Annotated in this window: 15 protein-coding genes; 3 read left to right on the forward strand and 12 right to left on the reverse strand. The window is 71.3% G+C overall.

Translation table 11 applies throughout. The features are described from left to right. Positions 1 to 77 precede the first annotated feature (77 nt). Entirely contained in the window at positions 78 to 3,107 is a 3,030-nt protein-coding gene (locus Ari01nite_RS20305) for a COR domain-containing protein (RefSeq protein WP_203782841.1), read from the forward strand. 377 nt (positions 3,108 to 3,484) lie between these two features. Here Ari01nite_RS20305 and Ari01nite_RS20310 read toward each other — a convergent pair whose 3' ends face one another. From Ari01nite_RS20310 to Ari01nite_RS20320, 3 genes are all read right to left on the reverse strand, one after another. Further along, complete coding sequence (locus Ari01nite_RS20310) at positions 3,485 to 6,289, reverse strand: AfsR/SARP family transcriptional regulator (RefSeq protein WP_203782842.1); 2,805 nt, start codon at positions 6,287 to 6,289, stop codon at positions 3,485 to 3,487. Between the two features lie 132 nt (positions 6,290 to 6,421). Continuing rightward, entirely contained in the window at positions 6,422 to 7,909 is a 1,488-nt protein-coding gene (locus Ari01nite_RS20315) for a dienelactone hydrolase family protein (protein WP_203782843.1), read from the reverse strand. Between the two features lie 40 nt (positions 7,910 to 7,949). Then, the gene (locus Ari01nite_RS20320) at positions 7,950 to 8,360 is read right to left on the reverse strand and encodes an SRPBCC family protein (RefSeq protein ID WP_203782844.1); all 411 of its coding nucleotides are present in this window, start codon (positions 8,358 to 8,360) and stop codon (positions 7,950 to 7,952) included. Positions 8,361 to 8,391: 31 nt separating this feature from the next. Here Ari01nite_RS20320 and Ari01nite_RS20325 point away from each other — a divergent pair, with 31 nt between their 5' ends. Together Ari01nite_RS20325 and Ari01nite_RS20330 are read left to right on the forward strand one after the other, a co-directional pair. Then, positions 8,392 to 9,240, forward strand: a complete 849-nt coding sequence (locus Ari01nite_RS20325; protein ID WP_203782845.1) for a carbohydrate kinase family protein — start codon at positions 8,392 to 8,394, stop codon at positions 9,238 to 9,240. Positions 9,241 to 9,370: 130 nt separating this feature from the next. Further along, positions 9,371 to 10,654 (forward strand): cellulose-binding domain-containing protein, encoded by a 1,284-nt coding sequence (locus Ari01nite_RS20330; protein WP_203782846.1) that lies wholly within the window; start codon positions 9,371 to 9,373, stop codon positions 10,652 to 10,654. Here Ari01nite_RS20330 and Ari01nite_RS20335 read toward each other — a convergent pair. The 9 genes from Ari01nite_RS20335 to Ari01nite_RS20375 form a co-directional block, all read right to left on the reverse strand. Further along, a complete protein-coding gene (locus Ari01nite_RS20335; RefSeq protein ID WP_203782847.1) occupies positions 10,642 to 11,898 on the reverse strand; it encodes a benzoate/H(+) symporter BenE family transporter in 1,257 nt (418 codons plus the stop codon). The two genes, Ari01nite_RS20330 and Ari01nite_RS20335, sit on opposite strands and share 13 nt — an antisense overlap. Positions 11,899 to 12,074: 176 nt before the next feature. After that, positions 12,075 to 13,610, reverse strand: a complete 1,536-nt coding sequence (locus Ari01nite_RS20340; protein ID WP_203782848.1) for a HoxN/HupN/NixA family nickel/cobalt transporter — start codon at positions 13,608 to 13,610, stop codon at positions 12,075 to 12,077. Continuing rightward, positions 13,607 to 14,899, reverse strand: a complete 1,293-nt coding sequence (locus tag Ari01nite_RS20345; protein WP_203782849.1) for a tetratricopeptide repeat protein — start codon at positions 14,897 to 14,899, stop codon at positions 13,607 to 13,609. The genes Ari01nite_RS20340 and Ari01nite_RS20345 overlap by 4 nt, the downstream gene beginning before the upstream one ends. Before the next feature lie 59 nt (positions 14,900 to 14,958). Then, positions 14,959 to 16,710: a DUF4331 domain-containing protein gene (locus Ari01nite_RS20350; RefSeq protein ID WP_203782850.1), complete on the reverse strand. Its 1,752-nt coding sequence runs from the start codon at positions 16,708 to 16,710 to the stop codon at positions 14,959 to 14,961. Between the two features lie 184 nt (positions 16,711 to 16,894). Then, entirely contained in the window at positions 16,895 to 17,149 is a 255-nt protein-coding gene (locus Ari01nite_RS20355; RefSeq protein WP_203782851.1) for a hypothetical protein, read from the reverse strand. 506 nt (positions 17,150 to 17,655) lie between these two features. Continuing rightward, positions 17,656 to 18,399 carry an energy-coupling factor ABC transporter ATP-binding protein gene (locus Ari01nite_RS20360; protein WP_203782852.1) on the reverse strand — a complete coding sequence of 248 codons (744 nt, stop codon included), beginning with the start codon at positions 18,397 to 18,399 and terminating at the stop codon, positions 17,656 to 17,658. Next, complete coding sequence (gene cbiQ / locus Ari01nite_RS20365) at positions 18,396 to 19,157, reverse strand: cobalt ECF transporter T component CbiQ (RefSeq protein WP_203782853.1); 762 nt, start codon at positions 19,155 to 19,157, stop codon at positions 18,396 to 18,398. Before cbiQ ends, Ari01nite_RS20360 begins: the two co-directional genes overlap by 4 nt. Position 19,158: 1 nt before the next feature. Continuing rightward, positions 19,159 to 19,500, reverse strand: a complete 342-nt coding sequence (locus Ari01nite_RS20370) for a PDGLE domain-containing protein (RefSeq protein ID WP_203782854.1) — start codon at positions 19,498 to 19,500, stop codon at positions 19,159 to 19,161. Continuing rightward, positions 19,497 to 20,189, reverse strand: coding sequence for an energy-coupling factor ABC transporter permease (locus tag Ari01nite_RS20375; protein ID WP_203782855.1), 693 nt, complete (start codon positions 20,187 to 20,189; stop codon positions 19,497 to 19,499). The genes Ari01nite_RS20370 and Ari01nite_RS20375 overlap by 4 nt, the downstream gene beginning before the upstream one ends. Between the last annotated feature and the right edge of the window lie 6 nt (positions 20,190 to 20,195).

Here is a 20,195-nt window from a genome sequence, read left to right on the forward strand (position 1 = left end):
ATCACGCCGACTGTCAAGCAACGACAAGTGGATGAGGGCGGCCGATGCATGTGGACAGTCACCGGTACGGTCGGTGGGTGGTAGATGACTGGGCGTCCTCGTCCCGATTCGAGCAGGATATCCAGGCCGTCGCCGACGGCCGATCGGACACGCTCGATCTCGGCCGCAGTTACCACTATGGTGCGCCCCGCGAACTACCCGCCGCCGTTCGCCAACTGACCGGGCTGCGTACGTTGCGGCTGGGCGGCAGCGGCCTCACCGCGCTGCCGGGCTGGCTGGCCGAGCTGCCGGTGGAGACGATCGACGCGCGTGGGTGCCCGCTGCAGGAGATGCCGCCGATGCCCTGGGTGCGGTGGGCGCTGGACGCCGGCAAGCTGTACGCGTTCCGCCGGCTGATCGACCCGGGCCGGGTGTACGGCGCGGCCATCGGGCCCGGTGACGACGCCCCGGCCATCGCGCACCTGGGCCGGTTGATCGGTGAGCGCCGGCTGAGCCTGACCGAGCTGGTGGTGGAGACGCCGCGGGGGATGCCGTCGGCGACCTGGGCCAACCTCGCGGAGGTGGACCGGCACCTGGACGAGTTGATCGCGGGGCTGCCGCGGCTGCGGATGTTCGGGATCGTGGACTGTCCGCTGGGCCGGGTGCCGGAGCCGATTCGCCGGTTGCGCCATCTGAGCAATCTGCGGTTGTCCGCGGTGCTGCCCGAGGAGGTGCCCGATTGGCTGTTCGAGCTGCCCGCACTGGTGGCGCTCGACCTGAGCCACAACCGGCTGCCGCGGTTGCCGGAGACGCTCGGGCGGGCGCAGCGGCTGGCCGAGCTCGATCTCAGTTACAACCCGCTGCGGGAGATCCCGGACGAGGTGTGGCAGTTGGAGCGGCTCGCGTCGCTCGATCTGTGGGGCTGCCCGATCCAGCGGATACCGGCCGAGATCCTGAAGCTGACCGCGTTGACTGACCTGCGGGTCGACGAGACCCGGCCGGAGCTGACCGTGCCGCCGCCCGAGGTCACCGCCCGGGGGCTGGATGCGATCAAGAGCTACTGGACGCAGGAACGGGCCTCCGGCATGGACTACCTGTCCGAGGCCAAGCTGCTGATCGTCGGTGAGGCCGGTGCCGGCAAGACCACGCTGGCCAAGAAGATCCTGCATCCGTCGTACCCGCTCAACGTGGGTGAAGGATCGACGCAGGGCATCGCCGTACTCTCCTGGCGTTTTGCCTCCGCGGTCCGGATCGCCGAGGCCGACGGCGAGCGCGTGCTCGAACGGGACTTCCGGGTCAACATCTGGGATTTCGGCGGGCAGGAGATCTATCACTCCACACACCAGTTCTTCCTGACCAAACGGTCCGTCTACGTCCTGGTCTCGGACGAGCGCAAGGAGGACACCGACTTCCGGTACTGGCTCGAGGTGGTCAACCTGCTCAGCGACGGCAGCCCGCTGATCATCGTGCAGAACCGCAAGCAGGGCCGCATGCAGGAGCTGGACGTGCGGACCCTGCGCCAGGAATACCCGAACCTGGTCGCGACGCTGAGCGTAGACCTGTCCGACAACAGTGGGCTGGGCCCGACCATCGCCCGGGTGCGCCGGGAACTCGAGCTGCTCCCGCACATCGGCACGGCACTGCCCAAAACATGGCAGGACGTACGCATGGCGCTGGAGGCGGACGACCGGGAGTACATCACCGAGACCGAGTTCTTCCGGATCTGCGAGGACCACGGGTTCACCCGGCAGACCGACATGAAGCAGCTCGGCGGCTTCCTGCACGACCTCGGGATCTGCCTGTACTTCCAGGAGGACCCGCTGCTGAGCCGCACCGTGGTGCTGCAGCCGGAGTGGGGCACCGGCGCGGTCTACCGGGTGCTCGACGACCCGCAGATCATGGCCAACCGGGGCGTGTTCGACGCCGACGACCTGCGCCGGATCTGGCACGAGCCGATCTACGAGCCGGTCCGCGACGAGCTGGTGCGGCTGATGGCGAAGTTCTCGCTGTGCTTCCGGGTCCGGGCCACCGACCGGTACGTGGCGCCGCAGCTGCTGTCCAAGGTGCGCCCGACCTATCCGTGGGACGAGCCGAGCGACCTGACCCTGCGCTACCTGTACGACGTGATGCCCAAGGGGATCGTGCACCGGCTGATCGTCGAGCTGCACGACCTGATCGAGGACGAGGCGGTCTGGCACACCGGCGTGGTCTTCCAGTACGAGACCGGCCGTGCCGAGGTGATCGAGGACTACCGCCGGCGCCGGCTGCAGATCCGGTTGGCCGCCCGCAACTCCCGGGTGATGCTCTCGGTCGTCGACCGGGCCCTCAACATGATCCACAAGTCCTATCCGGACCTCAAGGTCGAGCGGTTGCGCCCGTGCAACTGCGAGGCCTGCGTGGCGGCCGAGGAACCGACCATGTTCAGCATGCGCGAGCTGGTCGACTTCGCCAGGGCCGGACACCCCATCCAATGCCGTACGAGTCATCAGCTGGTCGACGCGTCCGGCCTGCTCAGTGAGCTGTGGCAGCCGGACGACGGCGGCACGTCGCGGCGGGCGTCCGGGCCGGGCGAGGTGTTCGTCTCGTACAAGTGGGGCGGGGACGCCGACGACATGGTCGACGAGATGCAGGGCAAGCTGGCCGCGCGCGGGCTGGTGGTCACCCGCGACCGGGACGAGTTGCGCTATCGCGATCCGATCCAGCAGTTCATGCGGCGCCTCGGCGCGGGCAAGGCGGTCATCGTGCTGCTCGACGACGCGTACCTGCGCTCGAAAAATTGCATGTTCGAGCTGACCGAGGTCGCCGACCGCGAGGACTTCCGCCAGTCCGTGTTCCCGATCGTGCTGCCGGACGCCAACATCTTCGACCCGATCGGCCGGCTCGAGTACGTGCGCTACTGGGAGGACAAGCGGGTCGAACTCGACCAGGCGATGCGGGCGGTCGGTCAGGAGAACCTGCAGGGCATCCGCGAGGAACTCGACCTGTACGAGACGATCCGCAACGCCATCGCCCGGATCACCGACGTGCTGGCCGACATGAACACCCTCACCGCCGCAAAGCACGTCGGCGGCGATTTCGCCGAGCTGTATCGGGCACTCGGCGAGAAAGTCGGCGGGCGCACCCAATAACTGCCGCATAAAAGCGTTGACGAGGGCCGCGGAGTCGACGATCCTAGAAGTCCAACACCGCACCGAGTATTTGAGGGGAGTCCGGAAATGAAGTCGCATCGCGTTTGCTCATACTCGGCACTCTCCCTGCCCTGCCTGCCGTCTGAGCTGCCCCTTCGCGGCGGCGAGGGTGGCAGCGAGTTCGTGCGGTGGAGTGGGTAGAACGCAGCGTCCGCGTCTACGCCGTCCACCTCGAGCCGAGGACCGGGCGGCTTTTTAATTCCCGCAATGGTGCCGCTGAATGGCGCCTCCATTTCCGATTCAGGGTCGGAAGGTTGGGGGTTCGAATCCCTCGCCGGGTACGCAGTACGGGTTTCCTCCGCGCGGCCTGGGTGGTGTCACAGCTGTGAGGGCAGTCGCATCGCTGGCTCTGCCGGCAGCGCCGCCAGCTTGGCGGTGATCTCGTCTACGTCGGTGTGTTCCAGTTCGCCGAGGATTGTTACCGCGGCTGTCCACGCCGTTCGGGCGTCGTTCGGGTGGCCCGACGCCTGGTGGGTGTCGCCCAGGTGGACCAGGATCTCGGCCTCGGCGTGGCGGTCGCCGATTTCGCGTACCACCTCCAGGGCGTGCTCGTAGCACTCCGCCGCCTCGGCATACCTGCCCAGGTGATGATGGGCGTAGCCCAGGCTGTCCCAGACGTCGGCCTCGCCGCGGCGGTCGCCCACCTGGGCCTGGAGTTCCAGGGCCTGGCGGCAATAGACGATGGCCTCTTCGTATTCGCCCAGCATGTCGTTGTACCAGCCCAGGCCGCTCAGGGCGATCGCCTGGCCGCGCAGGTTGCCGGCCGCCTCGTACAGGGCCAGCGCCTCCCTCGTGTGGGCCAGGGCCTGCTGGTAGTCCTGTTCGCGGGCGTTCAGGTAGGCCAGGTTGTTGTGCACGTTGGCCTGGCCGGCGCGGTTGCCGCTCTGCACGCACAGTTCCAGCGCCCGGTGCAGGTGGGGGCGGGCTTCGGCGGGGCGGCCGATGTCGATGTTGCTGCGGGCCACCTCGCGGTAGGCCAGCGCGCGGGCGTTCAGGTTGTCCAGGCGGTCGGCGGAGCGCTCGGCGTTCGACCAGATCGCCACCCGGTCGTACCAGTGGCCACGGCGGAACAGGAACGTGTCGATGGCCCAGGCCAACTGCCAGGCGTACGTGTCGAAGCCGTTGTCCGCCGCGTGTTTGGCCGCGGCCAGCAGCACCGGGTGCTCGGCGGTCAGCCAGTCCATCGCGGCCCGGTGGTCTGCGAAGGGGTGGCTGTCCGCGGCCGGGTCGCCGAGCGGGATCTCGATCGGTTCGCGGACGGGGTAGAGCACCCGGTCGGCCGCGTACGCGGAGTGCGCGTAGTGGTCGAGCAGGCGGACCGTGGCCGCGCGGCGGACGGCGTCCGGGTCGTGCGTCTCGGTGAGGTCGGCGGCGTAGGTGCGCAGCAGGTCGTGGCACACGTAGCGGCCGGGCGCGCGTTCCAGCAGCAGGTTGGCGTGGGTCAGTTCGGCCAGCAGCCGGCGGGCCGGTGCGGTGGGCAGGCCGGCGAGGGCGGCCGCGGCCGCGACCGAGACGTCGGGGCCGGGGTGCAGGCCGAGCAGGCGGAACAGCCGGGCGGTCGCGGGGCTGAGCGCGGCATACGAGCAGGCGAACACCGCGCGTACCTGCGCACCTGGATCTCCGGTGTCCAGGGCGTCGAGGCGGGCACCCGTCTCGTGCAGCTCGGCGGCCAGGGCGGCCAGCGGGAAGCTGTTCTGCAGCGCCCGGGCCGCGGTGATCGCCAGCGCGATCGGCAGGCGCGCGCAGGCCGCGATGATGTCCGCGACCGCGCCCGGTTCGGCGTCCGTGCGGTCCGCGCCGAGGCGGCGGCGCAGCAGGTCGCGGGCCTCCTCCTCGGGCAGCACGTCGAGCGGCACCGGCCGGGCGCCCTCCACCGCGAGCAGGGCGGTGAGCTGGTTGCGCGAGGTCACCACGGCGACCGCCCCGGCGGTGGCCGGCAGCAGCGGACGCACCTGCTCGGCGTCCCGGGCGTTGTCGAGCACCACCAGGATGCGCTTGCCGGCCAGCTGGCTGCGGTAGAGCGCGGCCTGGCCGTCCAGCGTGGCCGGGATGCGGCCGGGCGCGACGCCGAGCGCGTCCAGGAAGCCGCGGACCGCGTCGGCCGGGTCCATCACCCGGCCCGCCGGGTCGAAGCCGCGCAGGTTCACGTACAGCTGGCCGTCCGGGAACTGGTCGGCCACCCGGTGCGCCCAGTGCAGCGCGAGCGCGGTCTTGCCGACCCCGGCCATGCCGGCGACGGTGACGATGGCCACCGTCGAGGTCTCCCGCAGACGGGCGTCCAGCTGGTCGAGATGTTCGGTACGCCCGGTGAAGCCGGACACGTCGGCCGGCAACTGGGCGGGCGCGGCCTCGGCCGGCCGGGGCTCGGCCGCCGGCTCGGTGCCCTGCAGTATCGACCGGTACGCGGCCTGCAGCTCGGCGCTCGGGTCGGTGCCCAGCTCGGCCACCAGGTGCTGGCGGATCGACTCGTAGTGGGTGAGTGCCTCGGCCGGGCGTCCTGCGGCGGCCAGCGCCCGCATCAGCACCACGGCCAGCGACTCGGTCAGCGGATGCTCGGCGGTCAGGTCGCTGAGCAGGGTGATGGCTGCACCCGGGTTGCCGACCTTGAGCTCGGCGTCGCCCCAGTCCACCGCGGCGGCCAGGTATTCGCGCTGCCAGGCCAGCCGGGACTGAGCCATCCACGGGCCGCGCAGCCCGGCCAGCGGCTCGCCGCGCCACAGCTCGACCGCCTGCCGCAGCAGGTCGACGCGCAGCTCGTCGGGGCACTGCGGGGCGCGGGCCTGCGCGGCCAGCAGCCGGAACCGGTGCAGGTCGACCTGGCCCGGGTCGACGTCGAGCAGGTAGCAGCCGGCCGCGAAGACCAGCGGGACCGGCGGCCGGCCCGGCTCGCCGGCCTGTTCCAGCATCTGCCGGATGCGGGTGATGTGCGCCTGCAGCGACGGCCGGGCGCCGCGTGGCGGGTCCTGCCCCCAGACCCGGTCGATCAGCGTGTCCACCGGCACCGACCGGCCGGCGTCGGCGAGCAGCCCGGCCAGCACCGCCCGCTGCTGCGGCTGACCCGCGTCGACGCGTCGTCCGTTCGCCCACACCTCGGTCGGCCCGAGCAACCGAAACTCGATCAATTGGCCCCCATCGCCCCTCGGCCGTCGCGTCACAAGAATTCCACAAGCGCTCGGACCAGCGGCATCCGCGATGGTGTATCCGTAACGGGGGCGGTATACGGTCGCCGGGCGCACGGAAGCGCCCGGTTACCGTTACCGAGCGGACGAAACGGGCAGGGTGCAGACGATCGGCCAGGCCACGATGAGTGCGCCGACCGTCGCGATCAGCCAGGTCGGCGCCGCGAGCCGGTGCAGCACCGCACTCCAGACCGCCTGCCACAGCAGCAGCACCGCGAGCAGCGGCACCACCAGCATGATGAAGCCGTGGGTGAGGCCGGCGACCGCCGCCGCGGTCAGCACCACGACGGCCACCGCGTACACCGCCAGCACGCCCGCGAAGCTGCCGCCGGTGACCTTCTCGGCGCCCAGGGCGAGCACCGCGAAACCGGCCCAGACCAGCGGTAACAGCCACCATCGCGCGCTCACCGGCACGGCGTTGGTCAGCCCCAGGTGCACCGGCACCGCGATGGTCACCGCCGCGTACAGGACCAGCAGCGGGGTGGCGAGCGCGAGCCGGCGCCGGCTCAGCGCCGTCGTGGTCACCCCGGATCCAAACCATTTGCCGTACGCGACCAGGAGCGCGCCGGCCACTGCGGTGTACCCGATCACGTAGTTGGCGACGGCCAGCGGCAGCCGGTTGGTCGGCAGCACCACCGCGGTCAGGGCCGCCACCACGGTGGCCGCGCCCGCCAGCACGACGGTGCGCCCGAGCCGGCCCCAGCCCGGCCGCGGCCCGGCCGGCACCGTGCCACCGAGCACCAGCCGTCCCACCGGGTACAGGCCCACCACCAGCGCCAGCAGCAGGAACCCCGACCCGGACAGCCGGCGGACCGGCGACGGCACCGACCCGTCGGCGGCCGGCATCCCGAAGCTCCGGTCCAGCCACTCGACGGTTTCGCGGTGCGTGCGCTGCGCGTACAGGATCGAAATGTGCTCGACCGCAGGCACCGTGACCAGCGACCGGTCCGGACCGCCGAGCTGCGCGGCGCGCTCGGCCTCGGCGTGGAAGCCGGGGAACTCCAGGGCACCCACCAGCATCAGCAGCCGGGACGGACGGTCGTCTGCCAGGGCCGACGCGCTGGGCAGCGAGATCGCGACGGTCGCGGTGATGTCCGGGTGCGCCACCGCGTAGCGGGTCACCGCTGAGGCGCCCATCGAGTGCCCGACCAGCGCGATCCGGGCCGGGTCGACGTCCGGCAGGCCGCGCAGACGGCCGACCGCGACGTCCAGGTCACGCTGCAGCGCCGCCGTCGAGTCGTCGGTGTTCGCGATGCTGTCCGGCAGCGGCCGGGTGTTCGCGCCGTGCCCCGAGAAGTCGAGCAGCACGACCACGTACCCGCGGGCCGCCAGCGAGTCGCCGAACTGGGCCATCAGCTTGGCCGAGCCGGCGAAGCCGTGCGCCACCACCACGCCCGGCCGGCGCCCGCCGGCCGGCGGGTGCACCTCGTCGAGCGGCACCCCGGCGACCGTGACCTGACGCCGCTCGGCGTCGCCGCCGGCCCCGGTCAGCAGCCAGGCGCCGACGCCGGCCGCGACCAGGATGACCAGTACCGCCGCTGACGTCAGTCGATCAATCCGCACGCACGGACGGTATCGCGCCCTGTCGATTGGCCCCGTCGATTCAGGCGGTGCGCTGGAACGCCGCGTTCTCCTGCTGGATGGCCCGCCGCAGAGCGGGACCGAGAATCGCGCCGAACAACCCGGCGCCCCGGCCGATGACCTCGATGCCGAGCGTGTTGCGGGTGCCGCCGTCGACCGGCTCGAGCCGGTGGCTGCCGATCATCCGCAGGCCCATCCGGTGCGTCTCCCAGGCGAACTCCTGCCGGTCCACCAGGCGGGTCACGGTCCAGACGGCCGCGCTCTGGGCCGGCTGCTTGATCCGTGCGGTGCTGCCCACCCGCAGCGGTCCCGGGTCGAGCCGCTCGACGCTCTGCATGGTCGGCATGAACGTGGGCCAGGCGGCGACGTCCGTGGTCAACTGCCAGACCCGGTCGACCGGCGCCTCGATCAGGACGCTGTGCTGGTAGCGCATGTCGTGACTGTACGGCGGGCAGGATGGCGAAATGCAGCCCGTTCTCATCGCCGGTCCGGTCCTCTGGTGCCTCGTCGTGCACGTCGACGAGTTCCCGGAGCCACGGCCGCATTCGATCTACGCCCGGAGCCGGTACGAGACGCTCGGCGGCACCTCGGCCGGCAAGGCGCTCAACCTGTCCCGGCTCGACGTGCCGGTCACGCTCGCCACCGCGTTCGGCGACGACGACGCGGGCCGGCAGATCGCCGCGGCGCTCGACCGGCCGGGCATCGAGGTGCGGGCGGTGCCGAGTCGCACCGGCTCGGAGCAGCACTGCAACCTGATGGACGGGTGCGGGCGGCGGTTGTCCATCCAATTGAACAAGGCGGATCCGGTCGAGCCGCTCGCGGTGTCCGACGACGCGATCGCCGAGGCAGCCGCGGTCGTGGTGGATCTCGCCTCGTACGCCCGGCCGATCCTGGGCCGGGCCCGCGCGGCCGGCCGGGAGGTCTGGTGCGATCTGCACGACTACGACGGGGTGAGCGACTACCACCGGGACTTCGCCGGCGCCGACCACATCTTCGTCAGTGCCGACCGGCTGGCCGACCCGGAGGGGTTCCTGCGGGCGCGGGTGGCGGCCGGGGCGCGGTTGGCCGTCTGCACGTACGGTGCGGACGGCGCGGTCGCCCTGGAGCGGGGTGGTGACCTGGTGCGGGTGCCGGCCGAACCGGTCGACGAGGTGGTCGACACCAACGGCGCGGGCGATGCGTTTTTCGCTGGTTTCCTGGCTGCCCGGCTGCGCGGCGCCGGTCTCACCGAGTGCCTGCGCGAGGCGGCCCGGGCTGGTGCGTCGGCTGTGCAGTCGCGCGAGCTGGCCGGCGTACGTGATCAGCTCGATTGACGGTCATTGATGGTGGACGTAGCCTGTGGCCGGGAAAACGGTGTCACGCGTTTCCTCGAGGGCGAATTATCGGCGGCTGTCTCGGCTGCTCCTTCTGCCTGCGTTTTCCCCTCCGGATGGAGAAAAATCGATGAAACGTCGTGTCGCCTGGTTAGGCGCCGCACTCCTGGCCGTGTCCTCGCTCGTGGTCATGCTGAAGCCGGCCTACGCGGCTACCGGATGCCGTGTCACCTACGCGGTCACCAATCAGTGGACCGGGGGCTTCGGCGCCTCGGTCACCGTCGTCAACCTCGGTGACGCGCTCAACGGCTGGCGGCTGACCTTCAGCTTCCCGGTCGCCGGGCAGAGCGTGACCCAGGGCTGGAACGCCACCTGGACCCAGTCCGGCCAGGGCGTGACCGCCAGCAACGCGAGCTGGAACGCCGCGCTCGGCACCAACGGCAGCACCAGCCTGGGCTTCAACGGCGCCTGGACCAGCTCCAACCCGGTGCCGGCCACGTTCCAGCTGAACGGCACCACCTGCACGGGCTCGGTCGCGCCCACCACCGGCCCGACCACGACTCCCACCACGACGCCCACCACCGCTCCCACCACGGCGCCGACGACCGCACCGACCACGCCGCCGACGACGCAGCCCACCACCCAGCCGACCGGTGAGCCGTGGAGCCCGCCGTCCAACCTGGTCTCCCCGCTGGCTCAGGTCTGGTCGCACCAGGAGTCGACCTACAACAACGGCAACCTGTACGCGTTCCGCAACTACGGCTGGGACCAGCTGTTCGCCAACAACGGCAGCATCAACTACTGCGTGCGCTGGGACTCCAGTGCCCGGGTGACCGCCGCCCAGCGGGACTCCATCCACGCCGCGCTGCAGAAGCAGTACCAGAAGTGGATGGACGCGATGCTGGACAACGGCCAGGGCTGGAACAACTGGCCGTACAAGCAGGTGCCGGTGAAGGTGGTCGGCTGGGCGGTCCGGGACCGGGCCCAGCTCGAGTGGACCGACACCTCGGTCGACATCTACGTCAACAACATCCGGGAGAACGCGCCGCAGTGCAGTGAGCCGTGCGGCCGCTTCTTCAACCAGAGCGGCAACTACCCGAACTGCCCCGGTGGGGTGGCCCGGCACTACGACCACTCGCTGTGGCTGACCGACGGCTTCGGCGGCGGTGCCGGCGGCGACTGGGGCCAGCGGATGGGCCGCGAATACTTCATGGGCGCGGTGAACTCCGAGAACATCCATATCTTCCTGCATGAACTCGGGCACACCTACGGCCTGGACGACTTCTACGACTGGGACCCGACCCCCGGTCAGGGCTTCATCATGAAGGCCGGCAGCGCCAGCCAGATCACCGAGTTCGACAAGTGGATGTTCCGCGACTGGTGGCGGCACCTGAAGAGCCGCTACGGCCGCTGAGCCGTCCGATCCTCCGGCGCGCGCTCGTCCTCCGGGGCGGGCGCGCGCTGCTGTTCGGCGCCGGCCTTGAATGCGCCGGCCTTCTTGAATGCGCCGGTGGCCAGCGCCGTGAGCAGGCCGGCGAGCAGGCCCCAGAATGCGGAGCCGATCCCGAGCAGCTTCAGCCCCGACGCGGTGGCCAGGAAGGTGACCACGGCCGCCTCCCGCCAGCGGTCGTCGGACAGCGCCGAGGTGAGTGAGCTGCCGATGGTGCCGAGCAGCCCGATGCCCGCGATGCCCAGGATCAGCGCCGCCGGCAGCGCGGCCAGCAGCGAGCCCACGGTCGCGCCGAGCGCGCCGACCACCAGATAGAAGACGCCGGCCCAGACCCCGGCCAGGTAGCGGCGCCGCGGATCCGGGTGCGCCTGCGGTCCGGTGCAGATGGCCGCGGTGATCGCCGCCAGGTTGAGCCCGAACGCCCCGAACGGCGCCAGCACGAGGTTGGTGGCCCCGGTCCAGCCGATCAGCGGCGACACCGGCACCCGGTAGCCGTCGTTGCGCAGCACCGCGACGCCCGGCAGGTTCTGCGAGGCCATGGTGACGATGAACAGCGGCACACCGACCCCGATCGCGGCCTGCCAGGAGAACGCGGGCATCGTGAAGACCGGCGCGGCCCAGGCGAACTCAACCGCCCGGAGCTGCCCCTCGAGGGCGGCCGCCGCGACCCCCGCAGTGAGTGCGGCCAGCACGGCATAGCGGGGCAAAATCCAACGACCGAGGAGGTACGTGGCGAACATCGCGAACACCAGCGCGAAGTCACCCTCCATCGACCCGAACGCGCCGATCCCGAACTGCACGAGCACACCACCGAGCAGCGCCGCGGCCAGCGGCAACGGAACCCGATCCATGATCCGCGCGAACCACCCGGTGACCCCGCTCAGCGTGATCAGCGCCGCCGAGATCAGAAACGCGCCGGTGGCCTCCCGCAGCGACATCCCGTCCAGCCCCGTGGCGAGCAGCGCGGCCCCCGGCGTAGACCAGGCGGTGACGACCGGCGCCCGGAAGCGCAGCGACAACCCGATGCAGGTCAGCCCCATGCCGACGCCGAGCGCGAGCATCCAGGAGGCGAGCACCGCGTCATCGGCCCCGGCGGCCCGGGCCGCACTGAACACGATCGCCGCCGAACTGGTGACGCCCACCACGGTCGCCAACAGCCCCGCCGTGACGGCCGGCAGGGGAGCGATGCGGGAGATCGGATTCGCCATGGCCCGCCAAGGTTAACGACTCGACAAGATCGGGGCTTGGCGGCGGGGTGTCGGCGCGATTCGAGGCGACTCGGGTGGGGCCGGCTTCGTTCTTCGGCAGCTTGGCCCTCCCGGCTTTGCGGCCGGGAGGGCCAGCCGTGCCGGCCACGGGGGTGAGCCGGCAGTGTTGGTCCTGGTCAGGCGACGGCTCGCACCCCCATGCCGAGTCCGACCAGGACGACCAGGGCGGCGGTGGCGGTCGGCGCGCTTGCCGAGATCCGGCCGCCGAGCCGGGCCAGTAGGCCGCTGACCCGGGCGGTGGTGCCGCCGCGGGAGATCAGGTGGCCCAGCCGGCGCTGGGCCACGACCAGCAGGAGGCCCACCGCGGTCAGCGTGCCGGCCATGCCGATGCCGTACGCGAGTACCAGCAGCACGCCCAAACCGGCGCGGCCCAGGCCGATCGCGCCCAGCAGCACCACTAGCGCCGACGGGCTCGGCACCAGCCCACCGGCCAGACCGATCCCGGCCAGCCCGAGCCGCCCGCCCGGCCGCCCACCTGAGTTCCCGTCGTGACCGTGGGTGTGGGGGTGGCCGTGGGCTGAGTCGCTGTGGTGGTGCGGGCCGTCGTGGGTGTGGTGATCGTCGTGCGTGTGGCCGTGGTGGTGGCCGAACAAGCCGTGGTGGTGGTGCGAACCGTGCCCGTGCCCGTGGGCGTGGGCGGGGGAGCGCCGGCTTCGCAAGGCCGACACCAGCATTCCGACGCCGACCGCTACCACCAGGACGCCGGAGGCTACGCCCAGCCAGGCCAGCAGGCGTTCGCCGACCAGGGCCGTCGAGGTGCTCAGCAGCAAGCCGACTAGCAGCACGCCGCCCGTGTGGGCCAAGGTCACCGTTCCGCCGACCGTGAGGGCGTCGCGGACTCGGCCGCGGCGGCCGGCGAAGTAGGCGGCCATCACCGTCTTTCCGTGGCCGGGCAGGGCCGCGTGGCCGGCGCCCAGCAGGATGGCCAGCAGGAACGCCAGGGTGACCACGACGGGTGTCAGCTTGCCGCCCAGGGCCGATTCCACCTGGCGCTGGGCGGCGGCCAGCCAACCGGGACCGGGCGCCGTGGGTGCGGCCTGATTGGTCGCTACGGAGCTGGTGACGCCCTCGCCGCCGGTGCGGATGGTGGCTTCGCGCACGTCCGGTGGGGAGGTCAGCGGGTCGCGGGGATAGGTACGGAGTTCGTCGCTGATGCTCTCCGCGGGGACCGTGGACTCCTCGATGCGTACGCCGGCACCCTTGGCGGTCATCTCGCGCCAGCCGATGCTTCCGGACCGGTAGGCGTTCTGGACGCGTACGGTCAACGGCTCGGTGAGCTGGGCGGGTGCACTCAGCCGGCACCCCAGACGGCTGGTCGGCAGGCCGGCCGAGCCTGGCGTGAGCTGGTACGTGGGCTCGGTGACCGTCCAGATCAGACCGTCGACGGTGAGCGCGCCGGCCAGACGGGTGCACTCCGCGGTCGCATACCCGGCCACCCCGTCCGCTTCCACCTGGGGTTTCGCCTGCAAGGTGGGTATCTCGGCGAAGTCGACGGCGGCCAGCACGTCGATGCGGTCGGTGCGCAGGGTCAGGCCGGTGTAGGTGTTGACCGAGAAGTTGCCCAGCGGGTGGGCCTGCGCGGGACCGGCCGGCAGGGCCAGCACACCTATCGCTGCGGCGGCCGCCAGGACGGCGATCCGGCGGATGGTCATCGGGGGCCTCCGAGGGCGGCTAGGGCGCGGCGGGCGGTGGGGCCGTCGGTGAGCGAGAAGTACGGGTTGACGGCCAGCGCGCGGGCGAACTCGGTGCGCGCCTGGTCGGTCCGGCCGAGGCTCAGGTGGATGGCGCCGCGGTGGAACGCGTAGCCGGCCGGGCCGGTGGAGGTGCGTTCCGCGTACGGCAAAGCCTCTTTGTCCCGGCCGGCCGCGTGCAGTGACCAGGCCAGGGTGTCGGCCACGTCGGGGTGCTTGCGGCGGGACCACTCGGCTCGGGCCGCGGTGACCGCGTCGGCCGGTTTGCCCTGTGCCAGCGCCAGCGCGGCGGTGGCCAGGCCGTCGGTGCCGCCGTTCGCGGTGAACAGCTGGTGGGCCGCGGTGGCCAGCGCGAGCTGCTGGTCGGCCTCGGAGTGGCGGCCGGCCACGCGCAGCAGTTCGGCGTACTCCAGCAGGTAGGACGGGCCGGGCAGGCGGGCGGTCAGGTCGGCGTACCCGGTGATCGCGGTGCTCAGGTCGCCGCGGGCCGCGGACACCCGGGCCTGGCCGCGCCGGGCCGCGACCGATGACGGGTCGGCGGCGAGCGCCGCAGCGTACTCGGTCTGGGCAGTTTGGAGCTCGCCGCGGCCGAAAGCCAGATCACCCAGCTGGGCCCGGCAGAAAGCTACGTCGTGCGGGTCGAGCGCGTCGGTCAGCGCCCGCGTCATCAGGCCGGTGGCCTGGTCGAGCCGGCCGCGGAGTTCCAGGTCGTAGGAGGCCCGGGCATAGGCGGCCAGGCCGGGGCGCAGGTCCAGCATCCGCTGCACCGCGCCGGTTGCGCCGGCGGCGTCGCCCAGCTGGGTGAGGGCGTCGGCCAGGACGCCGTACGCATCGGCGTCCGCCGGGTCCACCCGCAGCGCGGCGCGGGCCCGGTCGCGGGCGCCGGCGAAGTCGTGCCGGGCGTTGGCCAGCGCGCCGAGCACCACGAGCGCGTCGCCGTTGCCGTCCCGGCGCACCGACAGCGAGCGGTTCGCGGCCTGTTCGGCCTGCGGGTACAGCTCCGGGTCGGCGGTGACCCGGGCCCGCTCCAGGTAGGCGCCGCCGAGCGTGGCCCACGCCGACCAGTCGCCGGGAACCTCGCGGAGGCGCTGCTGGGTGCGGGCGATCCGGGTGGTCAGCGGGTCGGCGGGCCGGGCCGCGGCGGCCGCGGAGTCGGGGGTGGTGCGCGGGCGGGCCAGTACCCCGGCGGTCACCAGCACGGCGACCGCGAGCAGGGCCAGCAGGCTGAGGCGGATGAGCGTACGGCGCATGGGTGGGTCCTCCAACAAGGGGGTGGGTGCGCCGCTGAGGGCGCACCCACCCGGTCCGGTTACAGCCGCTGGGTGGTGTCGGGGTCCTGGTACGGCCGCGGCGGCGCGACGACCGCGGCGGGCCGGCGGCGGCGACGCAGGAACGTCCAGAGACCGAACGCGAGGATCAGCGCGCCGATGGTGCTGGCTCCGGTCGCGTACGCCACCGGCTTGGTCGTCCAGCTCTCGCCCTGGTCGGCCATCGAGATGCCGGTGATGCTGCCGACCGGGGACTGATCCGTGTCCGGAACACCGGCATCCGCCGGGCCCGGCTGTTGCTGCTGCTGTTGCGGAGCGGCGGGGGCTGCCGGCGCACCGCTGCCACCGCCGGCCGTGTTCACGGCGACCCCGTTGGGCAGGGCCACGTACGGGAACCGGTCGCCGAACTGCTGGTCGTTGGCGTCCACCTTGTCGCCGGCCGCGAGCGCGTCGACCAGCTTGCCGGTCTGCGCGGCGCCCACCACGGCCTGGAGTTCGATGTCGACCGCGTCGTCGGTGAGCCGCCGGCCGTTGGGGAAGCCCTGGAGATCACCGCCGAGCACGCCGAGCCGGTTGGGTTGCCCGGCCACCGGCACCGACAGGTTCAGTCGCAGCATCTCGGACGGGCGGAACCGGTTGGCCTGCACGTCCGCGTTGTTGAGCTGCGAGTTGAGGTCGGCCTTGATCGGCCCGTTCGCCTTGGTGGTGATGCCGGTCAGGAAGATCTCGACCAGGTCGTTGCGTGGCTCGGCCGGCGCCGGAATGTTGTAGATCGCCTGGATCAGTTTCGGCAGTTCCGGATTGGTGACCCGCTTGACCACGGCCGGGATGCCGGCGTCCTTGTCCGGCGACAGCGAGTTGAAGGTGTCCTTCAGCCCAGCCGGTAGGACCACCTCGTTGACCAGCGGGTTGCCCAGGCGGGAAACCTGCACCCGGCCGCCGGACGACGTGCCGTCGGCGGCCCGCAGCCGGGGACGCTCGGTGGTGGTCCACAGTCCGATCACCGGGTTGCGCTTGGCGTCGCCCCGCAGAGCCACGTCCTTGAACGGGACCTGCAGCGCGATGGTGTTGACGTTGTAGCCGGCCAGCGTGTCCTGACCGGTCTCGCTCAGGTCACCGGCGTACAGCAGGTTGAACACCCGCAGGTCGAGGAAGAACGGGTCGTCGGCCTGGCCCGCGAAGACCTTCCAGCCGCCGGGCAGCTGCCGGGTCGCCTGCTGGCGCAGCTTGCCGTAGTCCGGCATGGACGCCTGACCGACCCGGGACGGCGCGACCGGCGCACCCTGGGCCCGGGTCTTCCAGGACTCGCCGTTGAACCGCGACTCGAGCGTGTAGGTCTGCCGGAACAGCAGGTTGTCGTCGTCGAGCGAGGTGACCGGACCGTTGTTGTAGAGGAACGTGTTGTTGCCCCGCTTGTCGATGCTCTTGAACGACCAGCGGAACTCGGCGTCCGGCTTGGCGTCGCCGTCGTTGTCGACCTTGATGTTGTACGTCGCGTCGGTCGCGAACGGGTAGAAGTTGGGGCCGCCGTTGGGCTCGGAGAACGGCTGCCAGTTGGCGATGAACGTGACGTAGTCGGGCCGCTCGGGGCTGACGAAGGCGTACAGGTCGGTGTTGTCGACCGCCGGGTCCGCCGCGATCAGCGGCGCCTCCCGGTGACTCGACGCGGTGGCAGCCCCGGGGCCGAGGCAGTACACCGAGCCGGCAAGCAGCGCGCTCACCCCGAGCGCGGCCGCCGCCCGCCGGCGCCGGGAGCCGTGGCGTCCCCGCGTCGTCGTCGGGTTGACCGTCATGGTGGATGTCCTTCCGTGCCGTGACTCTCTCGGCACGGGTTCGCACCCGCGGGCCTGCTGGCTGGGTCCGTGTGAGATTCCCGTCGCCGACCCATCCACGCCGCCCGCGGCTGCGAAGAACCTCAATGACTGTCGGCCTGTGCGGGCGAGCCATGTTGAACCAGCCCGCCCGCAGCAAGGTCATCTAGGGCCGTCGAAGCGCGTACGCGCCCGCAACGGCAAGTGCGCCGACCATGATCACGCCAAAGACGATGATCGCGACCACCAATGCGGTGGAGGTGTCCATGGAGTCCGGACCCGCCGCGGTCAAGATGCCCCCGAGGCCGACCGCTGAGCCACCTGCCACGCCGAGGGCCGTCTTGATGACTCCCACATGACCGTCGTGATTGCTCGCTGGCTGCCTCGGCTGTTGTTCGATGCTCTTGGGCTTTTTAGCCATGCTGTCTCCTGGTGGGACCGTGAAGGGTGCCGAAGTCGATTGACATGACGGCCCGCCTGCCCGCGAAACCGTCGCTGCTACTACGAACGCCTGGTTACGACCGGCCGGGCCGGCTCTGACTCTGCTCATGCCGCTGGGTACGCACCGTCCATCTGGGCGGGATCAAACATCCGGCGCCGATCGACGATGATATTTGTCACATCGCTGAGCGAACCGCGCGGGATGTACGTACACCAGGGACAACACGTCCTGCAGGGTGGCTGGCCGCTATCCACTTGCGAATCGACCTTAAGTAAGTCTTAAGTGGGCAGGGTCGACACTTCGAAAAGCCGGAGCCACTGGCCAGACGGCGTGATCTCCCTCACATCAGTGAGGTCGAACGCCGTTCTGGACGTACTCCACGTTGTCGCTCGTTCCTCGGGATCGTGAAGGGTGCCGAAGTCGATTGACATGACGGCCCGCCTGCCCGCGGGCCGTCGGCATCTGAACTCCTGATCCTGCGGACCTCAGCGGGTCGGGGCGAAACCGAACGGCAGCTCCAGCCGGTGCCGGTGCAGCAGGTCGGTGTCGGCCAGCAGGTCGGGCGTCGGGCCGTCGGCGGCGATGCGGCCCCGGTCGAGGATCACCGCGCGGGGGCACAGCTGGAGTGCGTACGGGAGATCGTGGGTCACCATCAGGATCGTGATGGGGAGCGACTCGAGGATTTCGGCGAGTTCGCGGCGGCTGGCCGGGTCGAGGTTGGACGACGGCTCGTCGAGCACCAGGATCTCGGGGCGCATGGCCAGCACGGTCGCCACCGCCACCCGGCGCCGCTGGCCGAACGACAGGTGGTGCGGGGCGCGGTCGCGGAACTCGGACATGCCCACCGCGGCCAGTGCCTCGTCGACGCGCTGGTTCAGTTCGGGGCCGCGCAGGCCGAGGTTGGCTGGGCCGAAGGCGACGTCCTCGGCCACCGTGGGCATGAACAGCTGGTCGTCCGGGTCCTGGAAGACGAGGCCGACCCGGCGCCTGATGTCGGCCAGCCGGGCGCGGTCGGCCGGATCGACCCGGACGCCGGTGATCTCGACGCTGCCGGCGCCGTCGTGCAGGATGCCGTTCAGGTGCAGCACGAGCGTGGTCTTGCCGGCTCCGTTCGGCCCGAGCAGCGCGACGCGTTCGCCCGGGTGCACGGTGAGATCAACACCGTCAAGAGCAACACTGCCGTCCGGGTACGCGTAATGCAGGCCGGCCACGCGCAGCGACGGCGTCACGACAGCACCGCCGCCAGCGCGATCCCGGTCGACGCCACCGGCAGCAGCGCGGCCGCCACCCACTCGTGTGCCGGTGCCCGATGCTCGGTGAGCTGCGGCAGCCGGCCGGAGTAGCCGCGGGAGACCATGGCCAGATAGACCCGCTCGCCGCGCTCGTAGGTGCGCAGGAACAGCGCGCCGACGCCGACCGCGAACGCCCTGACCTGCCACAGGAAGCGCGGGTCGTAGCCGCGGGACAGCCGGGCGATCCGCATCCGGCGGGCGTCGTCGGCGAGCACGTCGAGATAGCGCAGCATGAACGTCGCGATCTGGGTGAACACAGCCGGGCAGCGTAGCCGGTCCAGGCCCAGGATCAGGTCGCGCATCGTGGTGGTGGCGGCCAGCAGCAGCGAGGCCAGCACGCCCAGGGTGCCCTTGGCGACGATGTTCCACCCGCCGTACAGGCCGTCGATCGAGAGCGACATGCCGAGCCAGTCGACCCGCTCGCCCGGCCCGGCGAACGGCAGGACCACCGCGAGCAGCACGAACGGCAGCTCGATGGTGGCCCGCTTGAGCAGCCACCAGGCCGGCACGCGGGCCAGCACCGCCACGACGGCGAGCAGCCCGGCGTATCCGGCGAAGGCCGCGAACTCGGTGCGCGGGGTGAGCACCACGACGATCGTGAACAGCACCGTCGCGACGATCTTCACCTCGGGCGCGAGGCGGTGCACCACGCTGTCCCGGTCCAGGTGGAGCGGATGCGCGTGGCCGGCGCCCACCCTAGGCGTCTTCCTTTTCGCGCCGGCGGGCCAGCCAGAACAGGCCGCCGCCGACCGCGAAGGTGATCAGCACGCCGGTCACCCCCGCAACGGCAGTGGAGAGGAACTCGTTGTCGATGCCGCGGATGCCGTAGTCGGCCAGCGGGCTGTCGCCGAGTTGATGTTCCTGCTCCTGCTGAAGCATGCAGGTGCCGCCGGTGATCTCGTCGTCGGCGTTGAAGGTGCAGCCGTCGCGGGCGGTGGCGTCCAGTCCGTCCGGGCTCGACGAGGCGAAGCTGCTGACCACGCCGGCGAGCAGGAGCGAGACCAGCAGGCCGGCCAGGAGGAACCACTTCTTCTTCACGCGTACGCTCCAACCTTGGCCGGGGTGCGGAACCTGCGCAGTGCGTAGACCAGGTCGGGCCGCACCCGCGCCACGGTCGCCACGGTGATCGCGGCGATCAGGCCCTCGCCGATGCCGATGAGCGTGTGCACGCCGGCCATGGCCGCGGCGATCGTCGACAGGGACAGCTCGGTGGTGCCGCCGAGCGCGTACTGGAGCACGAAGCCCAGCGACGCGACCACCACGCTGACCACGGAGGCGATGAACGCGGTGACGCCGACCCCGTACGCCGTCTTGGGCAGCACCCTGAGCAGGCCGACCACCACCAGATAGGCGACGGCGACGCCGAGTAGCGCCATGTTGAAGATGTTGAGTCCGAGCGCGGTGAGCCCGCCGTCCGCGAAGAGCAGACACTGCACGAACAGCACGGTGGCGATGCAGAGCGCGCCCACCCAGGGGCCGACCAGGACCACCGCGAGCGCGCCGCCGAGCAAATGCCCGGAGACGCCCGGCAGCACCGGGAAGTTGAGCATCTGCACCGCGAAGATGAACGCGGCCACCAGCCCGGCCATCGGCGCGAGCCGATCGTCGAGGTCGACCCGGGCCCGCCGCACGCAGTAGGCCAGCGCCACCACCACAACGACCACGAAGATCGCCGAAACCGGCCCGTTCACGATCCCGTTGGCGATGTGCATCGCCTGCGTTTCCATGCCGCC

The sequence above is a fragment of the Paractinoplanes rishiriensis genome (assembly GCF_016862375.1).
Taxonomy (GTDB): domain Bacteria; phylum Actinomycetota; class Actinomycetes; order Mycobacteriales; family Micromonosporaceae; genus Actinoplanes; species Actinoplanes rishiriensis.

Excerpts from the sequence above, each read along its gene's own strand:
- Ari01nite_RS20320 (WP_203782844.1), bottom strand. The coding sequence starts at position 8,360 with ATGCGCTACCAGCACAGCGTCCTGATCGAGGCGCCGGTCGACCGGGTC.
- Ari01nite_RS20325 (WP_203782845.1), top strand. The coding sequence starts at position 8,392 with ATGCAGCCCGTTCTCATCGCCGGTCCGGTCCTCTGGTGCCTCGTCGTG.
- Ari01nite_RS20330 (WP_203782846.1), top strand. The coding sequence starts at position 9,371 with ATGAAACGTCGTGTCGCCTGGTTAGGCGCCGCACTCCTGGCCGTGTCC.
- Ari01nite_RS20335 (WP_203782847.1), bottom strand. The coding sequence starts at position 11,898 with ATGGCGAATCCGATCTCCCGCATCGCTCCCCTGCCGGCCGTCACGGCG.
- Ari01nite_RS20340 (WP_203782848.1), bottom strand. The coding sequence starts at position 13,610 with ATGACCATCCGCCGGATCGCCGTCCTGGCGGCCGCCGCAGCGATAGGT.
- Ari01nite_RS20345 (WP_203782849.1), bottom strand. The coding sequence starts at position 14,899 with ATGCGCCGTACGCTCATCCGCCTCAGCCTGCTGGCCCTGCTCGCGGTC.
- Ari01nite_RS20350 (WP_203782850.1), bottom strand. The coding sequence starts at position 16,710 with ATGACGGTCAACCCGACGACGACGCGGGGACGCCACGGCTCCCGGCGC.
- Ari01nite_RS20355 (WP_203782851.1), bottom strand. The coding sequence starts at position 17,149 with ATGGCTAAAAAGCCCAAGAGCATCGAACAACAGCCGAGGCAGCCAGCG.
- Ari01nite_RS20375 (WP_203782855.1), bottom strand. The coding sequence starts at position 20,189 with ATGGAAACGCAGGCGATGCACATCGCCAACGGGATCGTGAACGGGCCG.